Source organism: Streptomyces sp. NPDC034085, assembly GCF_055575555.1.
This window is the reverse complement of the sequence record NZ_JBVISL010000001.1, coordinates 206,219-227,399: the sequence shown is the minus strand read 5'-3', so window position 1 is coordinate 227,399 and position 21,181 is coordinate 206,219. Positions and strand designations below refer to the sequence as shown.

Annotated in this window: 25 protein-coding genes, 1 tRNA gene and 1 pseudogene; 12 read left to right on the top strand and 15 right to left on the bottom strand. The window is 73.9% G+C overall.

What is annotated here, in order from left to right:
• Positions 1 to 112: 112 nt before the first annotated feature.
• The 7 genes and pseudogenes from ACZ501_RS01100 to ACZ501_RS01070 all read right to left on the bottom strand — a co-directional run bounded on the left by ACZ501_RS01100 (position 113) and on the right by ACZ501_RS01070 (position 3,908).
• A complete protein-coding gene (locus ACZ501_RS01100; protein ID WP_468791577.1) occupies positions 113 to 541 on the bottom strand; it encodes a hypothetical protein in 429 nt (142 codons plus the stop codon).
• 147 nt (positions 542 to 688) lie between these two features.
• The gene (locus ACZ501_RS01095) at positions 689 to 850 is read right to left on the bottom strand and encodes a hypothetical protein (protein WP_468791574.1); all 162 of its coding nucleotides are present in this window, start codon (positions 848 to 850) and stop codon (positions 689 to 691) included.
• 175 nt (positions 851 to 1,025) lie between these two features.
• Positions 1,026 to 1,130: pseudogene (locus ACZ501_RS01090) on the bottom strand (RNase A-like domain-containing protein); the annotation flags it as partial.
• Between the two features lie 27 nt (positions 1,131 to 1,157).
• Positions 1,158 to 1,733: a hypothetical protein gene (locus tag ACZ501_RS01085; protein WP_468791572.1), complete on the bottom strand. Its 576-nt coding sequence runs from the start codon at positions 1,731 to 1,733 to the stop codon at positions 1,158 to 1,160.
• A 271-nt stretch (positions 1,734 to 2,004) separates the two neighbouring features.
• Positions 2,005 to 2,517, bottom strand: a complete 513-nt coding sequence (locus ACZ501_RS01080) for a pyridoxamine 5'-phosphate oxidase family protein (RefSeq protein ID WP_361602223.1) — start codon at positions 2,515 to 2,517, stop codon at positions 2,005 to 2,007.
• A 36-nt stretch (positions 2,518 to 2,553) separates the two neighbouring features.
• Positions 2,554 to 3,285, bottom strand: a complete 732-nt coding sequence (locus ACZ501_RS01075; RefSeq protein ID WP_468791570.1) for a vWA domain-containing protein — start codon at positions 3,283 to 3,285, stop codon at positions 2,554 to 2,556.
• Positions 3,282 to 3,908 carry a PadR family transcriptional regulator gene (locus ACZ501_RS01070; protein WP_361602286.1) on the bottom strand — a complete coding sequence of 209 codons (627 nt, stop codon included), beginning with the start codon at positions 3,906 to 3,908 and terminating at the stop codon, positions 3,282 to 3,284. The genes ACZ501_RS01075 and ACZ501_RS01070 overlap by 4 nt, the downstream gene beginning before the upstream one ends.
• Positions 3,909 to 4,026: 118 nt before the next feature.
• Here ACZ501_RS01070 and ACZ501_RS01065 point away from each other — a divergent pair, with 118 nt between their 5' ends.
• Positions 4,027 to 4,755 carry an SDR family NAD(P)-dependent oxidoreductase gene (locus ACZ501_RS01065; RefSeq protein WP_361602229.1) on the top strand — a complete coding sequence of 243 codons (729 nt, stop codon included), beginning with the start codon at positions 4,027 to 4,029 and terminating at the stop codon, positions 4,753 to 4,755.
• Positions 4,752 to 5,633, top strand: coding sequence for an alpha/beta hydrolase (locus ACZ501_RS01060; protein WP_468791567.1), 882 nt, complete (start codon positions 4,752 to 4,754; stop codon positions 5,631 to 5,633). The genes ACZ501_RS01065 and ACZ501_RS01060 overlap by 4 nt, the downstream gene beginning before the upstream one ends.
• Positions 5,634 to 5,654: 21 nt before the next feature.
• On the opposite strand, the gene ACZ501_RS01055 is transcribed toward ACZ501_RS01060, so the two are convergent.
• Positions 5,655 to 5,729, bottom strand: a tRNA-Ser gene (locus ACZ501_RS01055).
• 66 nt (positions 5,730 to 5,795) lie between these two features.
• Between ACZ501_RS01055 and ACZ501_RS01050 the strand changes: the two genes are divergently transcribed.
• From ACZ501_RS01050 to ACZ501_RS01040, 3 genes are all read left to right on the top strand, one after another.
• Positions 5,796 to 6,347, top strand: a complete 552-nt coding sequence (locus tag ACZ501_RS01050) for a hypothetical protein (RefSeq protein WP_468791564.1) — start codon at positions 5,796 to 5,798, stop codon at positions 6,345 to 6,347.
• Positions 6,348 to 6,420: 73 nt separating this feature from the next.
• Positions 6,421 to 6,762, top strand: coding sequence for a hypothetical protein (locus tag ACZ501_RS01045; RefSeq protein ID WP_361602238.1), 342 nt, complete (start codon positions 6,421 to 6,423; stop codon positions 6,760 to 6,762).
• 82 nt (positions 6,763 to 6,844) lie between these two features.
• The gene (locus tag ACZ501_RS01040) at positions 6,845 to 7,570 is read left to right on the top strand and encodes a class I SAM-dependent methyltransferase (protein ID WP_468791561.1); all 726 of its coding nucleotides are present in this window, start codon (positions 6,845 to 6,847) and stop codon (positions 7,568 to 7,570) included.
• Here the strand turns inward: ACZ501_RS01040 and ACZ501_RS01035 are convergent.
• A complete protein-coding gene (locus ACZ501_RS01035) occupies positions 7,552 to 8,538 on the bottom strand; it encodes an acyl-CoA dehydrogenase family protein (protein ID WP_361602244.1) in 987 nt (328 codons plus the stop codon). The two genes, ACZ501_RS01040 and ACZ501_RS01035, sit on opposite strands and share 19 nt — an antisense overlap.
• Complete coding sequence (locus ACZ501_RS01030; protein WP_468791558.1) at positions 8,538 to 9,683, bottom strand: acyl-CoA dehydrogenase family protein; 1,146 nt, start codon at positions 9,681 to 9,683, stop codon at positions 8,538 to 8,540. The genes ACZ501_RS01035 and ACZ501_RS01030 overlap by 1 nt, the downstream gene beginning before the upstream one ends.
• Before the next feature lie 119 nt (positions 9,684 to 9,802).
• On the opposite strand from ACZ501_RS01030, the gene ACZ501_RS01025 reads away from it, so the two are divergent.
• The 5 genes from ACZ501_RS01025 to ACZ501_RS01005 all read left to right on the top strand — a co-directional run bounded on the left by ACZ501_RS01025 (position 9,803) and on the right by ACZ501_RS01005 (position 14,605).
• A complete protein-coding gene (locus ACZ501_RS01025; RefSeq protein WP_468791555.1) occupies positions 9,803 to 10,585 on the top strand; it encodes an SDR family oxidoreductase in 783 nt (260 codons plus the stop codon).
• A 15-nt stretch (positions 10,586 to 10,600) separates the two neighbouring features.
• Complete coding sequence (locus tag ACZ501_RS01020; RefSeq protein WP_361602253.1) at positions 10,601 to 11,239, top strand: TetR/AcrR family transcriptional regulator; 639 nt, start codon at positions 10,601 to 10,603, stop codon at positions 11,237 to 11,239.
• Positions 11,240 to 11,256: 17 nt separating this feature from the next.
• Positions 11,257 to 12,414, top strand: coding sequence for an acetyl-CoA C-acetyltransferase (locus ACZ501_RS01015; RefSeq protein ID WP_361602256.1), 1,158 nt, complete (start codon positions 11,257 to 11,259; stop codon positions 12,412 to 12,414).
• 203 nt (positions 12,415 to 12,617) lie between these two features.
• Positions 12,618 to 12,824, top strand: coding sequence for a cold-shock protein (locus tag ACZ501_RS01010; protein ID WP_030707191.1), 207 nt, complete (start codon positions 12,618 to 12,620; stop codon positions 12,822 to 12,824).
• A 101-nt stretch (positions 12,825 to 12,925) separates the two neighbouring features.
• Entirely contained in the window at positions 12,926 to 14,605 is a 1,680-nt protein-coding gene (locus ACZ501_RS01005; protein ID WP_362464064.1) for a DEAD/DEAH box helicase, read from the top strand.
• A gap of 90 nt (positions 14,606 to 14,695) precedes the next feature.
• On the opposite strand, the gene ACZ501_RS01000 is transcribed toward ACZ501_RS01005, so the two are convergent.
• From ACZ501_RS01000 to ACZ501_RS00980, 5 genes are read right to left on the bottom strand one after another with little or no spacing between them, the layout of a single operon-like run.
• Complete coding sequence (locus tag ACZ501_RS01000) at positions 14,696 to 15,631, bottom strand: tyrosine-protein phosphatase (protein ID WP_468791552.1); 936 nt, start codon at positions 15,629 to 15,631, stop codon at positions 14,696 to 14,698.
• A 29-nt stretch (positions 15,632 to 15,660) separates the two neighbouring features.
• Positions 15,661 to 16,740 carry an NAD(P)H-dependent flavin oxidoreductase gene (locus tag ACZ501_RS00995; RefSeq protein WP_468791550.1) on the bottom strand — a complete coding sequence of 360 codons (1,080 nt, stop codon included), beginning with the start codon at positions 16,738 to 16,740 and terminating at the stop codon, positions 15,661 to 15,663.
• Between the two features lie 4 nt (positions 16,741 to 16,744).
• On the bottom strand, positions 16,745 to 17,479 hold the full coding sequence (locus tag ACZ501_RS00990) for a CoA-transferase subunit beta (RefSeq protein ID WP_468791547.1): 735 nt from the start codon (positions 17,477 to 17,479) through the stop codon (positions 16,745 to 16,747).
• Positions 17,476 to 18,327, bottom strand: a complete 852-nt coding sequence (locus ACZ501_RS00985) for a CoA transferase subunit A (protein ID WP_362464054.1) — start codon at positions 18,325 to 18,327, stop codon at positions 17,476 to 17,478. The genes ACZ501_RS00990 and ACZ501_RS00985 overlap by 4 nt, the downstream gene beginning before the upstream one ends.
• The gene (locus ACZ501_RS00980) at positions 18,324 to 19,091 is read right to left on the bottom strand and encodes an enoyl-CoA hydratase family protein (protein WP_468791544.1); all 768 of its coding nucleotides are present in this window, start codon (positions 19,089 to 19,091) and stop codon (positions 18,324 to 18,326) included. Before ACZ501_RS00980 ends, ACZ501_RS00985 begins: the two co-directional genes overlap by 4 nt.
• Before the next feature lie 67 nt (positions 19,092 to 19,158).
• On the opposite strand from ACZ501_RS00980, the gene ACZ501_RS00975 reads away from it, so the two are divergent.
• Both ACZ501_RS00975 and ACZ501_RS00970 read left to right on the top strand, forming a co-directional pair.
• Positions 19,159 to 19,938, top strand: a complete 780-nt coding sequence (locus ACZ501_RS00975) for an SDR family oxidoreductase (RefSeq protein ID WP_468791541.1) — start codon at positions 19,159 to 19,161, stop codon at positions 19,936 to 19,938.
• Positions 19,939 to 19,945: 7 nt separating this feature from the next.
• Positions 19,946 to 20,854 carry an SDR family oxidoreductase gene (locus ACZ501_RS00970; protein ID WP_468791538.1) on the top strand — a complete coding sequence of 303 codons (909 nt, stop codon included), beginning with the start codon at positions 19,946 to 19,948 and terminating at the stop codon, positions 20,852 to 20,854.
• The last annotated feature ends 327 nt before the right edge of the window (positions 20,855 to 21,181 follow it).

Here is a 21,181-nt window from a genome sequence, read left to right as displayed (position 1 = left end):
GCCGCGCGAACGGCGGGACCCCTCATACGGTCCGTACAACGGCGTACGGAACTCCGACCCGCGCCCGCCATGTCCCCGACCAGGGATGGCGGGCGCGGTGGCGTTTGGGCGGCTACTCGGGCTGGACGACCGTGGCGGCCCAGCGGAGGGTGGGGGTCGAGGTGGTGACCACCGCGCCGAATCCGCCGTGGAGGCCCGTGCCCAGGGGGATGGTGAGGCGGGCCGGGGCGTCCGCGGGGCAGTCCAGGGTGAAGGGGGCCGGGTTGCGGTCCGGGTGTTCGTCGAGGGTGAAGGACACCACCATGCTGCCGCCGCCCTCACAGGCGAAGGTGGTGTACGTGTCCAGGTACGGGGACAGCCCGCCCGAGACGAAGCCGCTGGAGCCGGCCACTTCGGGCACCCAGATCAGGCCGTCCGGGGGATGGGGCAGGAGTTCGGTCTGGTCGGCCGCCTGGGCGGCGCCGGTGGCCAGGGCGAGGACCGCCGTAGTGGCCGCGAGCGTAAGGGCGGTGCGTCGGCGTCCCTGGAACGTGTGCTTCATGGGTCCCCCCGGAGGTGTGTTCGGCTCCCTCCACGCTAGGGGCCGGCACTGACAGCGGGGGCAAGCTCGTGTGGGGAGGGCGGCCGGGGCGGCGCGGGTGGAGAGCCCCGTCCGGCACCGCCCTGCGCCCCGGGAGCGCCGGCTTCCTCAGCCGTATTCGGCGCGGGGCCCGGCCAGTCGATCGGCCACGACGGACAGCCAACTGCTCGGCGCGTAGGGGGCCGGTGGGTCGATCTCCATGCCGAGCTCGGCGATGCCGACAGCGTAATCGACCTCCTCCAGGCCCAGGGCGAGGAGTTCGCGCCTCACCGATGACTCGCGCCACGAGGAACTGGCCGAGTTCGGGAAAGCGGGCGTGCCATTCCCTTGCGTCTCGGGCAGGCCATCGGCGGCGGGACCCGGCCCTCCTTGCTGTTCGGTGACCGAGAGGGTTCAGGGGCGGGTGTGCCAGGTGTGGCGCATGTAGGCGGTGAGGGCCCGACCGGGCCGGTCGGTGGTGTGTGTTTTGGGCGAGCCAGTGGGGGATGACCTGCTGAGTGGCCCACTGGGCGGTCTCCCGGTCGGGGTAGGTGACGGATCTGGTGGGCACGGCGGGTTCCGGTTCGGCTGAATAGGGTCAGCTGTTCTGGAAGTTCCAAAACACGGCCACTTCTTCGTCGTTCACGGCGATCAGGCCGGCGTCCCAGTCGTACTGGCTGAAGGCTGCGTGACTTCGGGGGGATTGCTTGTAGAAATCGGGATGGTCACCTTTCCAGCCCAGGTTGGTGTAGAAGCGGGTGCCCTCCGGGAAACGCGAGAGGATCACGTCACTCCGGCGTTCCTTCTCCGGCCTGTGCTCCTCCCAGCCCGGTGAAAGAGAGAGGTCCGCACGGGGTGCGGATCCGAGCAGGATGAGCAGCGACCGTACTGAGCCGCGGGGGAGTTCCGTCACCCGCTGTCGGCAGCGTTCCGCATCGGTGCGGGTGGACGGGGTTTCCAGCCAGGGGAACGTTGGGTCTTCTCGGCGTTCGTCCTCGCCCTCATAGGGGTCGATGGTCTCCCAGCCCCGTGGGTCCCGTGTTTCGAGGCGCATGATCGCGCCCACGTCGAGCCACCATTCCTGGTGCTCGCGGGGTGCCACTCCTACCCACGTGCAGAGCCACCGGTACAGCTTGAGTGCGTCGGACCAAGTCTCCGCGGTGAGGTCGGTCATCGTCGTTCGCTCCGGTTCAGAGGGACTCGAAGCTCCAGATCAGGGCCACTTCGGTGTCGTTGACGGCGATGAGGCCGGCGTCCCATGACCGGCTGCTCGTAGGAGTCGGGTCGTTCGCCCGGACCGCGGGAGCTCCCTGACCGTTGCTGTGAACCCTTCCGCGTCCGCCGGTGTGGCGGGGGGTTCGGGATTCCGAGCTGAGGTCTGTCATCGTTCGCTCCGTCATTCAGGGGCCGAGGTGATCGGGAAGGATTTCTCGGTGTGTCGAGGGTCAGTCCGCCGGGACCTCGCGGGGTGGGGTGTCGTCGTTGCCGCGGCGGACGGTGTGGAGGCCGTGGGTCGGGGTCCAGGTGGTCACCACCAGTTCGTCGGCGTCGACGCCGATGTGGACCACCTCGGTCAGGTCGGCGTGGAAGAGGTGGAAGGGGTGCGGCGGGGCGCCGGCCTCCTCCGCGTAGCGGTGGAGTTCGGGCGGGTCGACGATCTCCACCGCGCGGCCCGAGATCCGGACGTCCCCGTCCGGCATGGTGTCGTCCGCGCCGGGGTTCGTGTGCAGGGCGAAGCGGGGGTCGTGCTGGAGGTCGCGGGCCTTCATCGAGCCCGCCATCATGCCGAGCCACAGCTCCCCGCCGCGGAAGTCGACGTTGAGCCCGGCCACCCGGGGCGAGCCGTCCTTGCGCAGGGTTGCCAGGACGTGGTGCGGGTACTGCGCGAAGCGGGCCCGGACGGCCGCCGCGAATTCCGGCTCCGCCTTCTCGAACGCAGCCCAGTTGTTCGTCGTCATACGTCCATCAAAGCGCGCGCCGCCGGTGACGGCCGGTCAGGCACGCACGATGCCCGCCCGGCGCGCCGCCGCCAGCCAGGACGGGAACTCGGCGACGAGGCGGTCGTACAGTTCGGCGTCCGGTACGGCGCGCGGGTCGGCGCCGGCGTGGAAGTAGCCCGCGTTGTCGACCGCCCGCATCTGCGGTGCCGGGAGCTCGTCCAGGCGGCGAAGGAAGTCGAACTGGCTGCTGTGGGTGTTGCCGAAGCCGACGAACTGCCAGAAGAGGGGCAGGCGGGCCGCCTTGCACAGGTAGCGCTCCGCCGCGGTCTTGTCGACCGGGCCGCCGTCCGTCTGGAAGACGACCAGGGCCGGGTCGGTGGAGCCCGAGTCCAGGTAGTGGTCGATCACCGCGTCCATGGCCAGGTGGTAGGCGGTCTTTCCCATGTGGCCGAGGCCGGCGGCGATGGCGGCCACCCGTCCCTCGTGATCGGCGAGGGAGACCTCCTCGATCGCGTCGACGTCCGTGGAGAAGAAGACGACCGGTACGCGGCCGTCGGAGTCGAGGTGCGCCGACAGGCCCAGGACGCGGTCCGCGAGGGCCTGCACGCTGCCGTCCCGGTAGTAGGGGCGCATGGAGCCGGAGTAGTCCAGGACCAGGTAGACCGAGGCCCGGCCGCCCTCCAGGCCGTACTTGCGCAGGGAGGTCCCGGCGCTCTTGTACAGGTTGACGAGGGCCGGCGCGGCTTCCTCCACCTTGCGCAGGCTGATGGCGCTGCCGCCCGTCATCGGGCGGGGTCCGTGCGCGGCCGGCCGTTCAGGGCCTCGATGTCCTCCAGCATGGCCGCCGCCAGGTCGCGCTCGGAGGCGTAGTACCGCTCGGCCCACTTGAGGGTGAGGGTCGGGTACGCCCAGGCGGCGTTCTCCTGCGCGGTCGCCGCGTCCGCCTCGGCGCGGCGGCGCATGTCCTCCGCGAACTCCCGGTGTCCGTACAGCACTTCGCGCAGCTGCTCCGGCTCCAGCAGGTGGCCCAGCCACAGCCGCAGCATCGGGCCGTGCTTGAGCACCGGCGGGTCGACGGGTGCCTCGCGCGCCCACTGCCGTACGGCGGTCATGCCCGCGTCGGTGATCCGGTACACCCGCTTGTCGCGGGGGCCGGTGTCCTGGGTGACCATCCGGGAGGAGGCGTAGCCGGCCTTCTCCAGGCGCTTGAGCTCGCTGTAGATCTGGCTGAAGGAGGGGCTCCAGTAGAAGAAGCCCAGCGAGCGGTCCGACCACTTCTTCAGGTCGTAGCCGGAGAGCTCCTCGCCGAAGGAGAGCAGTCCGAGCACCGCCCAGCTGGTCGCGGGGAGCGTCCGCCGGGACGCCGTGCGGGGAGTCTCTTCTGCCGTCTCGTCTGCCACGCAGCGCAGTCTACGACCGGTTCCGGCGACGCCCTTCCCCCTGACGGGCGTGACTGCTAGAAGTGTTTCGAATAGGAAGGTCGATGGATCGCGGCTGTCCAACTCCCGCCGTTCGCATGGAGGAAGTGTGATCTCGCTGGACGGGAAGGTCGTCGTCATCACCGGAGCCGGGCGCGGTCAGGGCGCCGAGGAGGCCCGGTTGTGCGCGCGGGCCGGGGCGCGGGTCGTCGTGACGGACGTCCGGGAGGAGGAGGGCCGGGCGGTCGCCGCGGAACTGGGCGGACGGGGGCTGTTCGTACGGCACGACGTGGCCGACGCCCGCAGCTGGGCCGGGGTGGTGCGGGAGGCGGTGGCTGCCTTCGGGACGGTGTCGGCGCTGGTCAACAACGCCGCCCTGTGGCGCACCGCGCACGTCGAGGAGCAGAGCGCGCACGGCTTCGAGGAACTGCTGCGGGTCAACCTGCTGGGCCCCTTCCTCGGCATCCAGGCGCTGGCGCCGGTGCTGCGCGCCGGCGGGGGCGGCTCCGTCGTCAACATCTCCTCCACCGCCGGGCTGGTCGGCATCCCCGGCCACGCGGCGTACGGATCCACCAAGTTCGGGCTGCGCGGACTGACCCGGTCGGCGGCGCTGGACCTCGCCGGGGACGGGATCCGCGTCAACTCGGTGCACCCCGGGGCCATCGACACCCCGATGGTGGCCGGGGCCGTCGCGGGCCGGGACTGGTCGCACGTGCCGCTGGGGCGGATGGGCCGGCCCGGGGAGGTCGGGGAGCTCGTCCGCTTCCTCTGCTCGGACGCCTCCTCGTACATCACCGGCGCGGAGTTCGCCGTCGACGGCGGGATGACGGCCCGATGACCCGCGACGGGCTCTCCCCCGAGGCGCGGCGGCTGTGCGACGCCATGACGGCCGGCTTCCCCCCGCCCGGGGATCCGGCGGCCCTGCGGGCGGCCGCGTCCGCGGGGGGCCGGGCGGGGCCGGAGGTGGCCTCGGTGTACGACACCCGCGCGGAGGGGGTCCCGGTGCGGGTCTACGACCCCGCGCCCGGGGCGGTCGGGCGGCCGCTCGCGGTGTACTTCCACGGCGGGGGGTGGGTGATGTGCGGGCTGGACACGCACGACGCCCTGTGCCGGACGCTGGCCGCCGCCTCCGGGGCGGTGGTCGTCTCCGCCGACTACCGCCTCGCGCCCGAACACCCCTGGCCGGCCGCGGCCGACGACGCGCTGGCCGTACTGCTGTGGGCCCGGGCCGAGGCGGGCGCCCTGGGCTGCGACGCGGACCGGGTGGTGGTGGCGGGGGACTCCAGCGGCGGCAACCTGGCGGCGGTCACCGCGCTGCGGGCACCGGGACTCGTCGCCGGGCAGCTGCTGGCGTACCCGCCGCTGGACGCCTCGATGGGCTCCGAGTCGGTGGCGGCGTACGGGCGCGGGTACTTCCACACCGCCGCGCACATGGCCTGGTACTGGGACCAGTACGGAGGCGACCCCGGCCACCCGCACGTCTCCCCGCTGCACGCCGACGACCTCACCGGCCTCCCGCGCACCCTGCTGCTCCTGGCGGACTGCGACCTGCTGAGGGACGAGGGGCTGGCGTACGCCCGCCGGCTGGGCGAGGCGGGCGTGGACTGCGAGGTCCGGCTGCACCCGGGCGTCTTCCACGGCTTCCTGGGCCTGCCGCTGCCGGCCGCGAAGGCGGCGGTGGCAGGAGCGGCGGCCTGGCTGGCGGCGACGGGCTGAGGAGGCATGACGGCTTGAGGGGGCGGGGCGGCCGGATTCGAACCGGCGTCCTCCCCCATGTCGTGTGGGCGCACTACCTCTGTGCTACGACCCCGCCTTGCGGTGGATCCTATGCGCGGTCGGGGAGGGTGCGCACCCGCATTTCCCCGGCATGATGTGTTCATGGCTGAACTGGTCCGGCGGGTGCCGGGGGCGCTCGTGCGCAACGGGTGCCTGCTGGCGGCGGAGTTCGGGGCCGTGTTGCTGCTCCGTGGTCCCGAGGGTGCGTGGGTCCCCGTGCTGCTGGCCGTCTTCGTCGTCGGCGCGGCCGTACCGCACGGCACCGGAGCGGAGTTCGTGGCCCGGACCGCCGTCGCCCTCGTCGCGGTGGGGGTCGCGGTCGTCGGCGGGGTCGCCTTGGACCGGCACACCCTTCACGAGCGGGGCCGGGCGGAGACGGCGGTGGTCGCGTCGCGGACCATGGTGCAGGACGGCTCCACGCAGACCCCCTCGCTGCGGCTGCGCACGGAGGCGGGCCGCGAGCTGGCCGGCCCGGTGGCGCTGGACCTGCGGCCCGGCGCCCGGCTGGCGGTGACCGTCGATCCGGACGGCCCGGCCTGGGCGCTGGGCCCCCGCCCGCCCGAGCCGTTCTGGCAGGCCGCGGCGACGGCCGCCCTCCTGCTGCTCCAGACCGCCGGCGTCACCGCCCTCTCCCTGCGCCGCCCCCGCCCCTGAAACCGCGGCCGGCGCCGCCCCCGCCCCTGAAACCGCTGGCCGGCGCCGCGGCGGTCCCCGTAGGGTCGCCGGCATGTCCACCACCACCCTCTGGCGCCCCACGGGCCCCGTGGAACTCGACCTCGTGCGCGCCCTCGACTGGCGGGCCTGGCCGCCGCGCCTGCCCGAGCAGCCGATCTTCTACCCGGTGCTCAACGAGGACTACGCGGTCCGCATCGCCCGCGACTGGAACGTCAAGCACTCCGGCGCCGGCTTCGTGACCCGCTTCGAGGTGGACTCGGCCTTCCTGGAGCGGTATCCCGTCCGACAGGCCGGCGGGGAGACCATTCTGGAGCTCTGGGTCCCGGCCGAGGAACTCGCCGAGTTCAACGCGCACATCGTGGGGCGCATCGAGGTGGTGCGGGAGTTCCGGTGACCGAGCCCCGGGCCGGCCCGGGCTGAGCCGCCCAGCCGGGAAACGGCTCGTCAGGCAGCCGGAGTTCGCGAAGAATGGCGCCATGACCACCCCACGTGCCCGGTCCTTCGACGCCGCCGCCGCGCTCTACCACGCCCACCGGCCCGGATACCCCGGCGCGCTGTTCGACGCCGTCGAGGAGCTCGCCGGGCGGCCGCTGCGCGGAGCGCGGGTCGCCGACGTCGGAGCCGGGACCGGGATCGCCAGCGCGCTGCTGGACGCGCGCGGCGCCCGGGTGGTCGCCGTGGAGCCCGGGGACGGGATGGCCGCCGAGTTCCGGCGGGCGCACCCCGCGATCCCGGTCGTGCGCGGCGACGGGAACCGGCTGCCCCTTGCCTGCGGGAGCGTCGACTTCCTGACCTACGCCCAGGCCTGGCACTGGACCGACCCCGCCCGCTCCGTCCCGGAGGCCCGCCGCGTGCTGCGCCCCGGCGGGGCCCTCGCGCTGTGGTGGAACGACCTGGACACCACCGTGCCGTGGATCGCCGAACAGGACCGGCGGCTGCGGGACTTCTTCGGCGCGGTCGGGGTTCCCGCGCGCGAGTCCCTGGAGGGGCTGGAGGCCGTCACCCGCGAGGTGTCCTGGTCGCGCCGGATCCCGCTGGAGGCGCACCTCGCCAACCACGCCAGCCACTCCGCCTTCCTCGTCCTCGGCGCGTCCCGCACCCGGGAGTTCATGGACGCCGAGCGGGCCCGGCTGCTGGCCCTCTTCCCGGACGGGGTGGTCGAGGAGGCCTATGCCGTCACCCTTCACGTGGCCGCCTGCTGAGCCACCACCTCCGCCCGGCACTGCGACGGGCTGCCCCACGCGTCGCGCAGCGGGCGGGCCTTGCGCAGCCACAGCGACAGGTCCAGCTCCTGCGTGTAGCCGACCGCGCCGTGCAGCTGCAGGGCGGTGAGCGCGGCCGCGTACGCCGCCTCGCCGGCGGTCAGCTTCGCCGCCGCGACGTCCCGCCCCGACAGGGACAGCGCCGCCCCCCACAGCAGCGGCCGGGCGAACTCCAGGGCCAGCAGGGTGTCGGCCAGCCGGTGCTTGACCGCCTGGAAGCCGCCGATCGGCGTCCCGAACTGGGTGCGCTGCCCCGCGTACCGCACCGTCTGCGCCAGCAGGGCCTCGCCGACGCCCAGGCACTGGGCCGCCGTCAGCAGCCGGGCCCAGCGCAGGGCCGCCCGGGCAGCCGCCGTCACGGCCGGGCCGGCCGCCAGCAGCTCCCCGTCCCCGGCCGGCCGGAACAGCCGTCGCGCCGGGTCCGTGGACGCCAGCAGCTCCCCGTGCCCGCCGGCCAGCCGCAGCTCGCCCGCCGCCGTCACCGTGAAGCGGTGCGTGACCGCGTCCGCGTCCAGGGCGTACGGGGACCCGCCCGGCAGCGTCAGCGTCGCCAGGGCCCCGCCCGCGGCCAGGGACGGCAGGAACCGCTCGGCCGGCCCGTCGTCACCCAGCTCGGCGAAGAGCACGCAGGCGGCCGCCGTCTCCACCACCGGCCCCGGCACGCCCGCCCGCCCCAGTTCCACGAAGCCCAGGGCCAGCTCCACCGGCAGCGGGCCCACGCCGTCGTACGCCTCCGGCGCGGCCAGGGCGAACAGGCCCGTGGCGGCGAGAGCGGACCACAGGTCCCGCCCGGGGCCGTGGTCCCCGGCCGCCCAGGCCCGTACCGCCTTGGGGACGTCGGCCGCGCCGAGCAGGGAGCGCAGCGTACGGGCGTAGTCCGACTGTTCCGCAGTCGGCAGGAAGCGCATCAGCGGCGGCCCTTCGGGAGGCCGAGCAGCCGCTCGGCGATGATGTCGCGCTGGATCTCGTTCGTGCCCGCGTAGATCGGCCCGGCCAGGGAGAAGAGCCAGGGCTCGGCCCAGGGCCCCTCCGCGAGTTCCGCGTCCGGGCCCAGCAGGTCCAGGGCCGTCTCGTGCAGGGCGATGTCGTACTGCGACCAGAACACCTTGTTCAGGCTGGACTCCGCGCCGATCCGCTCGCCCGCCGCGAAGCGGGACGCGCCGGTCCAGGTGAACAGCTCGTAGGCGCGGGCCCCGACCAGGGCGTCCGCGACCCGGTCGCGCAGCGCGGTGTCGGCGGGGTCGCCCTGCGCGCGCCACAGCGCGGCGAGCCGGCCGGCGGCCGCCAGGAACCGGCCGGGGGAGCGCAGGGTCAGTCCCCGTTCGTTGCCGGTGGTGGACATGGCGATGCGCCAGCCCTGCCCCGGCTCGCCGATCACGTCCTCGTCGGGGACGAAGACCTCTTCGAGGAAGAGTTCCGCGAAGGCCGGCTTGCCGTCGAGGCGGCCGATGGGCCGCACCGTTACCCCCGGCTCCCGCAGGCCGAACATCAGGTAGGTGAGCCCCTGGTGCGGCCTGGGCGCGGCCGGGTCGGTACGGAAGATGCCGAAGGCGCGGTCGGCGAAAGCGGCCCGCGAGGACCAGGTCTTCTGCCCGGACAGCAGCCAGCCGCCGTCGGTCCGCACCGCCCGCGAGGTCAGGGAGGCCAGGTCGGAGCCCGCCTCCGGCTCCGACCAGGCCTGCGCCCAGACGACCTCCCCGCTCGCCATGGGGGGCAGCACCCGGGCGCGCTGCTCGGCCGTGGCGTGGTCGAAGAGGGTCGGCGCCAGCAGGCTGATGCCGTTCTGCGAGACCCGGCCGGGTGCGCCCGCCGCCCAGTACTCCTCCTCGAAGACCAGCCACCGCTCGATGTCCGCGCCCCGGCCCCCGTACTCCTCGGGCCAGGACACCACCGACCAGCGGTCGGCGTGCAGCTGCGCCTCCCACTCCCGGTGCGCCGCGAAGCCCTCCCCGGTCTCCAGCGAGGGCAGGGGCCGGGCGGGGACGCGGGCGCGCAGCCAGTCCCGCGCCTCGGCGCGGAAGGCCTCCACCTCGGGGTCGTGGTCGAGGTTCACGATTCCTCCGCCTCCTCGGGGCACAGGGCGATCCTTCCCTAACAAGTGTTTGGTAGGTTAACGTACGGCCATCAGCAGCGTCGAGGCCCGCGCCCTCGGCCTTCCGAGGAGGTACGGAGTTGACCGCACCCGCGTACGTGCCCGCCCACGGGCTGCTCGAAGGCCGCACCGCCGTCATCACCGCCGCCGCCGGAGCCGGCATCGGCGGCGCCACCGCCCGCCGCTTCCTCGAAGAGGGCGCCGCCGTCCTGGTCAGCGACGCCCACGCCCGCCGCCTGAAGGAGACCGAGGACGCCCTCGCCGCCGAGTTCGGCGCCGGCCGCGTCGCCTCCCTGCCCTGCGACGTCACCGACGGACAGCAGGTCGAAGCCCTCTTCGCACACGCCGAGCAGCTCCACGGCGGCCTCGACGTGGTCGTCAACAACGCCGGACTCGGCGGCACCGCCGACCTCGTCGACATGACCGACGACCAGTGGGACCGGGTCCTCGACGTCACCCTGAACGGCACCTTCCGCTGCACCCGCGCCGCCCTGCGCTCCCTGAAGGCGTCCGGACGCGGCGGCGTCGTCGTCAACAACGCCTCCGTCATCGGCTGGCGCGCCCAGACCGGCCAGGCCCACTACGCCGCCGCCAAGGCCGGGGTCATGGCCCTGACCCGGTGCGCGGCCCTGGAGGCCGCCGCCTTCGGCGTACGGATCAACGCGGTCGCCCCGAGCCTGGCCATGCACCCGCACCTGGTGAAGGTCACCAGCGAGGAGCTGCTGCGCGAGCTGACCGCCCGCGAGGCCTTCGGCCGCCCCGCCGAGCCCTGGGAGATCGCCAACGTCATCGTCTTCCTGGCTGGCGGCTACTCGTCGTACATGACGGGCGAGACCGTGTCGGTCAGCAGCCAGCACGCGTAGGCCGAGAATGGGCCCGTGCCAACGAACCAGCCGGACGCCCAGCCGGCCGCCAAGAAGAAGACGCAGGTGACCGCCTCACCCGAGCGCCGCCAGGAGCTCCTCGGCACCGCCGCCGAGGTCTTCGCCGCCCAGGGCTACAACGCCACCACCGTCCGCAAGATCGCCGACGCCGCCGGGATGCTCGCCGGCAGCCTCTACTACCACTTCGATTCCAAGGAATCGATGCTCGACGAGATCCTCTCGGCCTTCCTGAACGAGCTGTGGGCGGGGTACGACACCGTCCTCGCCGCCGGCCTCGGCCCCAGGGAGACCATCGAGGCCCTCGTCACCGAGTCCTTCCGGGAGATCGACCGGCACCGCGCCGCCGTCGCCATCTACCAGAAGGAAGCGCGCACCCTCTCCGCGCAGCCCCGCTTCCACTACCTCTCCGACTCGCAGGTCAAGTTCGAGAAGGCGTGGCTGGGAACGCTGGAGCGGGGGGTCGCCGCACGCGTCTTCCGCGCCGACCTCGACGTCCGCCTCACCTACCGCTTCGTGCGCGACACGGTGTGGGTCGCGGCGTCCTGGTACCGGCCGGGCGGCCAGCACAGCCCCGAGGAGATCGCCCGCCAGTACCTGTCGATGGTCCTGGACGGGATCGCCGTACGCCCCTGACCGTTGAGGAGCCCGTCATGCCCGAGGCCTACATAGTCGACGCCGTACGCACCCCCGTGGGCCGGCGCGGCGGCGGCCTGTCCGCCGTGCACCCCGCCGACCTGGGCGCGCACGTCCTGAAGGCGCTGGTCGAGCGGTCCGGGGTGGACCCGGCCGCGGTGGAGGACGTGGTGTTCGGCTGCCTGGACACCGTCGGCCCGCAGGCCGGCGACATCGCGCGCACCGCGTGGCTGGCTGCGGGACTGCCCGAGGAGGTCCCGGGCGTGACCGTGGACCGGCAGTGCGGCTCCTCGCAGCAGGCCGTGCACTTCGCGGCGCAGGGCGTGCTCTCCGGCACCCAGGACCTGGTGGTCGCGGGCGGCACCCAGAACATGTCGATGATCCCCATCGCCTTCGCCTCCCGGCAGGCCGCCGAGCCGCTGGGCCTCACCGAGGGGCCCTACGCGGGCTCGCGGGGCTGGCGGGCGCGGTACGGCGACGCGCCGGTCAACCAGTTCCACGGGGCGCAGCTCATCGCGCAGAAGTGGGGCATCTCGCGGCGGGACATGGAGGAGTACGCGCTGCGCTCCCACCAGCGGGCGGTCCGGGCCGTCGACGAGGGCCGCTTCGAGCGGGAGACCGTCGCCTACGGGGAGGTCCGGGTGGACGAGGGCCCGCGCCGGGACACCACCCTGGAGAAGATGGCCGGCCTCGAGCCGGTGGTCGAGGGCGGCACCATCACGGCGGCCGTCTCCTCCCAGGTCTCGGACGGCGCGGCGGCCATGCTGATCGCCTCCGAGCGGGCGGTCGCCGAGCACGGCCTCACGCCCCGGGCCCGCATCCACCACCTGTCGGTCCGCGGCGAGGACCCCGTCCGCATGCTGTCCGCCCCGATCCCGGCGACCGCCCACGCCCTGAAGAAGACCGGCCTCACCCTGGACGCCATCGACCTGGTCGAGATCAACGAGGCCTTCGCCCCGGTGGTCCTGGCCTGGCTGAAGGAGACGGGCGCCGACCCCGCACGGGTCAACGTCAACGGCGGCGCCATCGCCCTCGGACACCCGCTGGGTGCCACGGGCGTGAAGCTGATGACCACGCTGCTGCACGAGCTGGAACGCACGGGCGGCCGCTACGGCCTGCAGACGATGTGCGAGGGCGGCGGACAGGCGAACGTGACGATCATCGAGCGGCTGTAGCCGGGCCCGGACCGGGCGGTGCGAGGGGCCCGTGTGCCGTGGGTCGCAGCGCCGCCCGGCAGGGTGTGCTAGCTTAGGGGGCGTTGCAGTTGTGGTACCCATGAACTTTATGTGCGCCTGACGGGAATGCTCCGCAGGCGCTTTTATTGTTTTTCCCGGATTCTCCCGGATGGGGCCCTTGCCGCCTATTCAGGAGATTTCAAATGGCACTTGGCACCGTGAAGTGGTTCAACTCGGAAAAGGGCTTCGGCTTCATCGAGCAGGACGGCGGCGGCCCGGACGTCTTCGCCCACTACTCGAACATCGCCACCCAGGGCTTCCGTGAGCTCCAGGAGGGCCAGCGCGTGTCCTTCGACGTGACGCAGGGCCAGAAGGGCCCCCAGGCGGAGAACATCCTCCCCGCCAACTAAGTACGTCAGCTTGCCGGGGTCCGCACCGTGAGGTGCGGGCCCCGGCTTGTCTGCTGTCTCGACCTTTGTTTTACCTGCCGGTTTCAGGAGGGCTTTCTCGCATGACCAGCTCCAGCTCCGCACGACCCAGCCGCCGCCCCACCCGGGGCCGAGGTGCGGCCCAGGGACGTCCGAAGGCTGGCGCGGGACGGCAGAAGTCCGCCCCCGTGGCCCGGCCCCAGGAATTCACCATGCCCGAACCGCAGACCCCGGCCCTCCCGCCGGTGGACGCGTTCGAGGACATGGACATGCCCGAGGCGCTGCTGAAGACCCTCGCCGCCCAGGGCGTGACCGAGCCGTTCCCCATCCAGGCCGCCACCCTGCCGAACTCGCTGGCCGGCCGTGACCTGCTCGGCCGCGGCCGCACCGGCTCCGGCAAGACGCTCGCCTTCGGCCTGGCCCTGCTGGCCCGCACCGCCGGCCGCCGCGCACAGCCCACGGCGCCGCTCGCGCTGGTCCTCGTACCGACCCGCGAGCTCGCCCAGCAGGTCACCGACGCCCTGAGCCCCTACGCCACGGCCGTCAACCTGCGCATCGCGACCGTCGTCGGCGGCATGTCGATCAACCGGCAGTCCGGCGCGCTGCGCCGCGGCGCCGAAGTGCTCGTCGCCACCCCCGGCCGCCTCAAGGACCTCATCGACCGCGGTGACGCCGACCTCTCGCAGGTCGCGGTCACCGTCCTCGACGAGGCCGACCAGATGACCGACATGGGCTTCATGCCGCAGGTCACCGCCCTGCTCAAGCAGGTCCGGCCCGACGGCCAGACCATGCTCTTCTCGGCGACCCTCGACAAGAACATCGACAAGCTCGTCAAGATGTTCCTCACCGACCCGGTCGCCTTCTCCGTCGACCCGTCCGCCGGCGCGGTCAGCACGATGGAGCACCACGTCCTGTACGTCATGGACGAGACCGACAAGAAGGCCGTGGCGACGCGCATAGCGGCCCGCGAGGGCCGGGTGATCATGTTCGTGGACACCAAGCGCGGGGTCGACCGCCTGGTCAAGCGGCTCCTGGCCGACGGCGTGCGCGCCTCCGGCCTGCACGGCGGCCGCTCCCAGCCGCAGCGCAACCGGACCCTCGACTGGTTCAAGACCGGCGAGGTCACCGCGCTGATCGCCACCAACGTGGCCGCGCGCGGCATCCACATCGACGACCTCGACCTCGTCGTCAACATCGACCCGCCGACCGACCACAAGGACTACCTGCACCGCGGCGGCCGTACCGCCCGTGCCGGCGAGTCCGGCAGCGTCGTCACCCTGGTCCTGCCCGACCAGAAGCGGGAGATGTCCCGCCTGATGTCGGACGCCGGGATCACCCCGCGCACCGCGCAGATCAAGTCCTCCGACGCGGAGCTGGCCCGCCTGACCGGCGCCCGGGAGCCCTCCGGCATCCCCGTCGTGCTGGAGGTGCCGCAGCCCGCGCAGCCCAAGGCGCGCAGCGGCTCGGGCTCCGGCTCGGGCTCCTCGCGCCGCCGCTCGGGCGGCCCGCGCGGCGGCTCCGCCACCGGTTCGGCGCCCGCCTCCGGCGGCCGCGGCCGCCGCTCGGCCGGCTCCGCCTCCGGGCAGGCCCCCGCCTCCGCCTCGGGCCAGTCCCGGCGCGGCCAGGGCGGCGGCCAGGGCACCGGTTCCACCCCCGCCCAGGGCCGGCGCTCCGCGGGCTCGGGCTCCGGGGGCGGCGCGGCCGCGGCCTCCGCGCGCAGCCGCGTCGGCGCGGCGGGCCAGGGACGCCGCCGGGCGGTCTGACCCGGGACACAGCACACCGGGACGCCGGGCGGCGCGCATCGTGCGCCGCCCGGCGTCCTGCCGTTCCGGGGCGGGGCCGGGCGGGTGCGCCTAGCGCACCAGCTTGTCCTGGAGCTTCACCAGCGTCCGCAGGTCCAGGCCCAGACCCTGCGTGAGGTAGCCGTAGAAGCTGCCGTAATCGGCCTCCAGCTGCGCCGTCGCCGCGTCCAGGTAGTCCTGGCGCACCTCCTGGAGCGGGATGAGCAGGTCCGGGTTCTGCATCCGCCCCGACTGCTTGAGACCCGCGCGCACCTGGGCGTCGTACGCCGCCCGGAAGGTGTTCGACGCCAGGTAGTCGCGCTCGGCCGTCTCCTGCGGCACGGCGAGCGAGCGCAGCAGGACGTAACTCAGCCAGCCCGTCCGGTCCTTGCCGGAGGTGCAGTGGTACAGCAGTGGGCCCTGGCCGCCGTCCGCGATCTCCCGCAGGGTCGCCGCGAGCTGCGCCCGGTTCTCGGGGCTGGTCACGAACGTGCGGTAGATGTCCCGCATGTAGGCCTCGGCGCGGCCGCCGCCGAGCATCTGCTCCTGCTTCACGGGATCGCCGGTGGCTATCGCGCCGACCAGGGTGCCGTACAGGCCCAGGTCGCTGATCGGGCGGGACGTGGGGGAGAGCCCGGACGGCAGCCTGTCGGCGCCGTCGTACTGGAGCTCCATGGGGATGCGGAAGTCGACGACCTTCGTGAGGCCGAGACCCGCGACGGTGGTGATGTCCGCCGCAGTCAGCTTGCTCAGCGCGTCGGAGCGGTACACCAGGCCCTGGCGGACCTGACCGCCGGTGTAGGTGCGGTAGCCGCCGATGTCCCGGAGGTTGACGGCGCCCTGGAGGGGGATCTGACGGATCGTTTCCGCCGTGGACTGGCGGTGGTGCTGCGGCTGCCTGACGAAGGCGCCGCCCGCCGGCGCCGCGTGGGCGGAGGCGGGCAGGGTCCCGATGGCGAGGGCGGCGGCGACCGCCGCCGTCGCCAGGCGGATTCGGGCACGGCTCATCATGCGACTCCCGGAACGGAGAAGGGGGATCACCCTGGTGGTGGCAGGGTGCGGAGCGAGTGCAGTGCTTCCGTTGCCTGTCGTGCTTCGGCCATGACCCGGGAGACGAGTTCCGCACAGGACGGCAGATCCTCGATCACCCCCGCGACCTGGCCCGATGCCATGACACCGAGGTCCGTACGGCCCTCGACCATGGACGCCTTCAGGAGCATCGGCGTGTTCGCCGCCAGCAGGACCTGGCTCCACGACAGGTCCTTGCCGTGCCTCATCGCCAGGCCGTCGCGCACCATCTGCGCCCACGTCAGGCCCGACAGCTTCCGGAACCCGGCGGCGTGCCGGACCGCCCTGGCCAGCGCCCGGGCCCGGCCCGCCCGCTCCAGGGACGCGACCAGCTCGGTGCGCAGCATGCGGTGCGGCAGCCCGTCGACGGCCGTGGTGACGGTGACGTCCTGGACGCCGGCCTTCAGGTACTCGGCCTTGACGGCGTCGGGGACGGTGGAATCGGAGGTCAGCAGGAAGCGGGTGCCCATCGCGATGCCCGCCGCCCCGTACGCCAGGGCCGCGACCAGGCCGCGTCCGTCGCTGAAGCCGCCCGCCGCGACCACCGGGATGTCCACCGCGTCGACCACCTGGGGCAGCAGCACCGTGGTGGCCACGTCCCCGGTGTGCCCGCCGCCCTCCCCGCCCTGCACGATCACCGCGTCCGCGCCCCAGGCCGCGACCTTCTCGGCGTGCCGGCGCGCCCCGACCGAGGGGATCACCACCACCCCGGCGTCCTTGAGCCGGGCGATCAGCTCCCGGGTCGGGGCGAGCGCGAAGGAGGCCACCCGCACGCCCTCGTCGATGATCAGCCGCACCCGCTCGGCCGCGTCCCCGGCGTCCGCACGGAGGTTGACCCCGAACGGCGCGTCCGTCCGGGAGCGGACCTCCCGGACGGCCGCGCGCAGCTGCTCCGTGGTCATCGTCGCCGACGCCAGGATCCCCAGCGCGCCCGCCTCGGCCGCCGCCGACACCAGGCGCGCGCCGGCGACCCAGCCCATGCCCGTCTGCACGATCGGGTGGCGGACCCCGACCAGCTTGGTCAACGCCGTCTCCATCGCCGCCTCCACGGGGTCAGACCCGCACTTCCCGGTCGCGCAGGCCCCCGGGGTCGATCACCTCGCGGATCAGCCGCAGCTCCTCGGCCGTCGGCTCCCGCGTGTACGGGACCCCGTCCGGGACCGCCAGCTCGAACCCGGTCGCCGCCCGGACCTGTGCGGGGGTGACGCCCGGGTGCAGGGAGGCCGGCCGCATCGAGCGGTCCGGGCCGGTGAAGTCGAACACCCCGAGGTCGCTGACCACCCGGGGCAGCCGGTGGAAGCGGGTCACCCCCGCCGCCTCGGCACGGTCGTGGCCCACGCCGCTGACCATGTCGACCCGCTCGACGAACACCCGGGGGGAGTGCCGCGGGATCCAGTAGCTCACCGGGTTGTTCAGGGTGTTCACGGGCGCGCCGCGGACCCCGAGGAGCTGGCGGGCGGGCCGCTCCCAGTCGCCGATGCAGGAGATGTTCTGGTTGCCGTACCGGTCGATCTGGGCGGCGCCCATCATCACGTGCCGCCGCCCGCCGGTGACCATCGTGAGGTGGCGGCGGTACGGCAGCCAGCCCTCGACGGTGCCGTCCAGGCCGACCAGCATGGCCTCGCCGTCGGTGAGCAGCAGGTCGGGGGAGAAGGTCCGCTTGGCCAGCCGGGCCCCGAAGGAGGGGATCAGCCCCATCGGGCTGGCGAGCACCTCGCCGTCGCCGCGCCAGGCCTCGGCGCAGGCGATCACACAGTATTCGGCTCGGGTGGCGGTGGCGGCGGTCACTGCTGCTCCTCGTGCCAGGTCCGGACGGCGCTCTGGTAGGCGTGCTCGCTGTCGCCGGCCAGGAAGCGGGCGGCGAACTCGGGCCAGGGGGTGGACGCGTAGAGCTTCTGGAAGGGCTCGTCGCGGTCGTAGTCGGGCACGCAGGAGGTGAAGTGCGCGCCGTTCGGGGCCTCCACCACGCCGGTGACCGAGTGCCGGCTGACGAGGAGGGACTGCGGGGGCCCGGACTTGGCCAGCTCGGCGCTCTCCACGAGCTGTTCGCAGGAGACGTACGCGGTGTCGGCGGCTTCGCAGAAGAGGTCGTCGAAGTACGGGTCCGGGCCGAGGTACTGGGCGTTGCCGAGCCGGTCGGCGCGGTTGAGGTGGACCAGGGCCGCGTCCATGCGCAGGGCGGGGACGGCGACGAACTCCTCGCCGTCGGCGTAGGGGGAGGTGACGGTACGCAGTTCCGGGTTGACCCGCATCACGTCGGAGCCGAGGCCGGCCCGCACGGGCATGAAGGGGAGCCGGTTGGCGGCGGCGTGCAGCCCCCACATGAACATGGCCTCGTCGTACTCGGTGAGGGCGAGGGCCCCGCTCTCGCGGGCGGCCCGGAAGTGGGGCTCCAGCGCGATGGAGTCGAGGGTGGCGAAGGGGGCCACCAGCCTGCGGATCCGGCCGGCCGCGGCCAGCAGCCCGACGTCGGGGCCGCCGTAGGAGACGACGGTGAGATCGGTGATCCGGGAGCGGAGCAGTGCTCGCACCAGGGCCATGGGCTTGCGCCGCGAGCCCCAGCCGCCGATGCCGAGGGTCATCCCGCTGCGCAGCCGCCCCACCACGTCTTCGGGGGTCATGCTCTTGTCCGTCATGCGGATCCTCCCTGTCCCTCTTCCGAGCCCTTCCCGAAGGTGTCACGGACCCGGTCGGCGACGCCGCTGAGGTTGGCCTCGAAGGTGAAGCCCTGTTCGAAGCGGTAGCTGCGGCGGACGTCCACCGGGTCGATGCCGTTGATGGCGGCCTTGGCCAGGCGGATCAGGTAGCCGTCCTTCTTCGCGATCTCGGCGGCCAGTTCCAGGGCCGCCTCCCGCAGCCGCTCCGGTGCGACCACCCGCCAGACGGAGCCGTGGGCGTGCAGTTCGGCGGCGGTGGCGGTGCGCGAGGTGTAGTACAGCGCGCGCATCAGGTGCTGCGGGACCAGCCGGGCCAGGTGGGTGGCGGCCCCGAGGGCCCCCCGGTCGAGCTCGGGCAGGCCGAAGACGGCGTCGTCGTCCGCCACGATCGCGTCGGCGTTGCCGACGAGCCCGATGCCGCCGCCCAGGCAGAAGCCGTTCACGGCGGCGACCACCGGCACCTCGCACTCGTACACGGCGGCGAAGGCCTCGTAGCAGCCGCGGTTGGCGCCGACGAGGGCGGTGTGCCCGGTGTCGCGCTGCATCTCCTTGATGTCGACCCCCGCGTTGAAGCCGCGGCCCTCGGCCGCCAGGACCACGCAGCGGACCTCGGGGTCGCGGCCGGCGGCGCGCAGCGCGTCGGCGAGGTCGTACCAGCCCCGCACGGGGAGCGCGTTGACGGGCGGGAAGTCGGCTGTGACGAGTGTGATGCCCTTGGCAGGGCGGGAGGTGGAGACACCCATGAGCGGATCAGCTACCTTTCCACCAAACATTTGTTAGGTGCTTGCCAGGTGAGGAAGGTAGCAGCCGATGGAGCTCAAGGGGAGGGTCGTCGCCGTCACCGGCGGAACCCGGGGCGTGGGCGCCGGGATCGCGCGCTCGTTCCTCACGGCCGGGGCGCAGGTCGTCGTCTGCGCCCGCAGGCCGCCGCCGGAGCCGGTGGCGGCGGGCGGGCGGCAGGCCGCCTTCACCGCCGTGGACCTGCGCGACGCGGGCGCCGTGGGGGAGTTCTTCGCGGCGGTCGCGGACGGGTACGGGCGGCTCGACTGCCTGGTGAACAACGCGGGCGGCACCCCGTACCGGCTGCTGGGGGAGGGGGCGGCCGAGCGGCACGCGCGGGTCGTCGAGCTCAACCTGGTGGCCCCGATGACGGCCTCGCTCGCGGCGTACCCGTGGCTGCGGCAGAGCCGGGGCTCGGTCGTGATGGTCGGCAGCGTCAGCGGCACCCGGCCGTCGCCGGGGACGGCGGCCTACGGGGCGGCCAAGGCGGGCCTGGAGAACCTGGCCCGCTCCATGGCCGTGGAGTGGGCGCCCGACGTACGGGTCAACTCGCTGGTCCTCGGCATGGTGCGGACCGAGCTGGCCCACCTGCACTACGGCGACGAGGCGGGCATCGCGGCGGTCGGCGCCACCGTGCCGCTGGGCCGGCTGGCCGAGCCCGCGGACGTGGGGGAGGCGGCGGTGTTCCTGGCCTCCGCCCGGGCGGCGTACGTGAGCGGGGCGAGCCTGCTGGTGCACGGGGGCGGGGAGCGGCCCGCGTTCCTGGATGCGGCAACGGTCAACAAGGCAACGGCCGACGAGGAGAGCTGAGGCGGAGATGGGCATTGCGGACGGACGCGTGGTGATCGTGACGGGCGCGGGGCGGGGACTGGGCCGCGCCCACGCCCTGGCCTTCGCGGCGGAGGGCGCGCGGGTGGTCGTCAACGACCTCGGGGTGGGCCTCGACGGGCAGCCCGGGCCGGGCAGCCCGGCCGCACGGGTCGTGGAGGAGATCCGGGCGCTGGGCGGGGAGGCGGTGGCGCACGGCGGGGACGTCGCGACGGGGGAGGGCGCGGCCTCCCTGGTGGACTGCGCGGTCTCCGCGTTCGGGGGGCTGGACACCCTGGTCAACAATGCCGGGTTCCTGCGCGACCGGATGCTGGTCAACCTGGAGGAAGACGACTGGGACGCGGTGGTGCGGGTCCACCTCAAGGGGCACTTCCTGCCGCTGCGGTCGGCGGCCGCGTGGTGGCGGGCCGAGGCGAAGGCCGGACGGCGGCGGGCCGCGCGGGTGGTCAACACCTCCTCGGGGGCGGGGCTGCTGGGCTCCGTCGGACAGGGCAACTACAGCGCGGCCAAGGCGGGCATCCTCGGCCTGACCCTGGTGGCGGCGGCCGAGATGGGCCGGTACGGGGTCCAGGTCAACGCCGTCGCCCCGGCGGCGCGGACCCGGATGACCGAGGAGACCTTCGCCGCGTCGATGGCGGCCCCCGCCGAGGGCGCCTTCGACGCGATGGCCCCGGAGAACGTGTCACCGCTGGTGGTGTGGCTGGGCTGCGGGGCCTCGGCCGGGGTGACGGGGCGGGTCTTCGAGGCGGAGGGCGGCCGCATCACGGTGATGGAGGGCTGGCGCCCGGGCCCCACCGCGGACCGCGGCGCCCGCTGGACCCCGTCGGAGGCGGGCGAGGCCGCGGCGAAACTGGTCGCGGAGGCGCAGCCGCCGTTGGGGGTGTACGGGGCGCGGTAGCCGGCGCACCGGGCGCTACGCCGTACCCCGGGCGGGGGCGCGGTGCCGCTGCCGCCCCGCCGGTACGCCGCCACCCTGGGGCGGTGCCGCTGCGCGGGCCACTCCCCGCCCCGCCCTTCGCCCGTTCGCCGGGGCTCCGCCCCGGCCCCTGGGGGCTCCGCCCCCAGACCCCCGCGCCTCAAACGCCGGCGGGGCTGGGTTGGGCTGCGCCCGGGACCCGCGCCGCGGCGGGGCGGCTCCGGGCTGCGCCCCGGCGGGGGCGCGGTGCCGCTGCGCGGGCTGCTCCCCGCCCCGCCCTTCGCCCGTTCCCCGGGGCTCCGCCCCGGC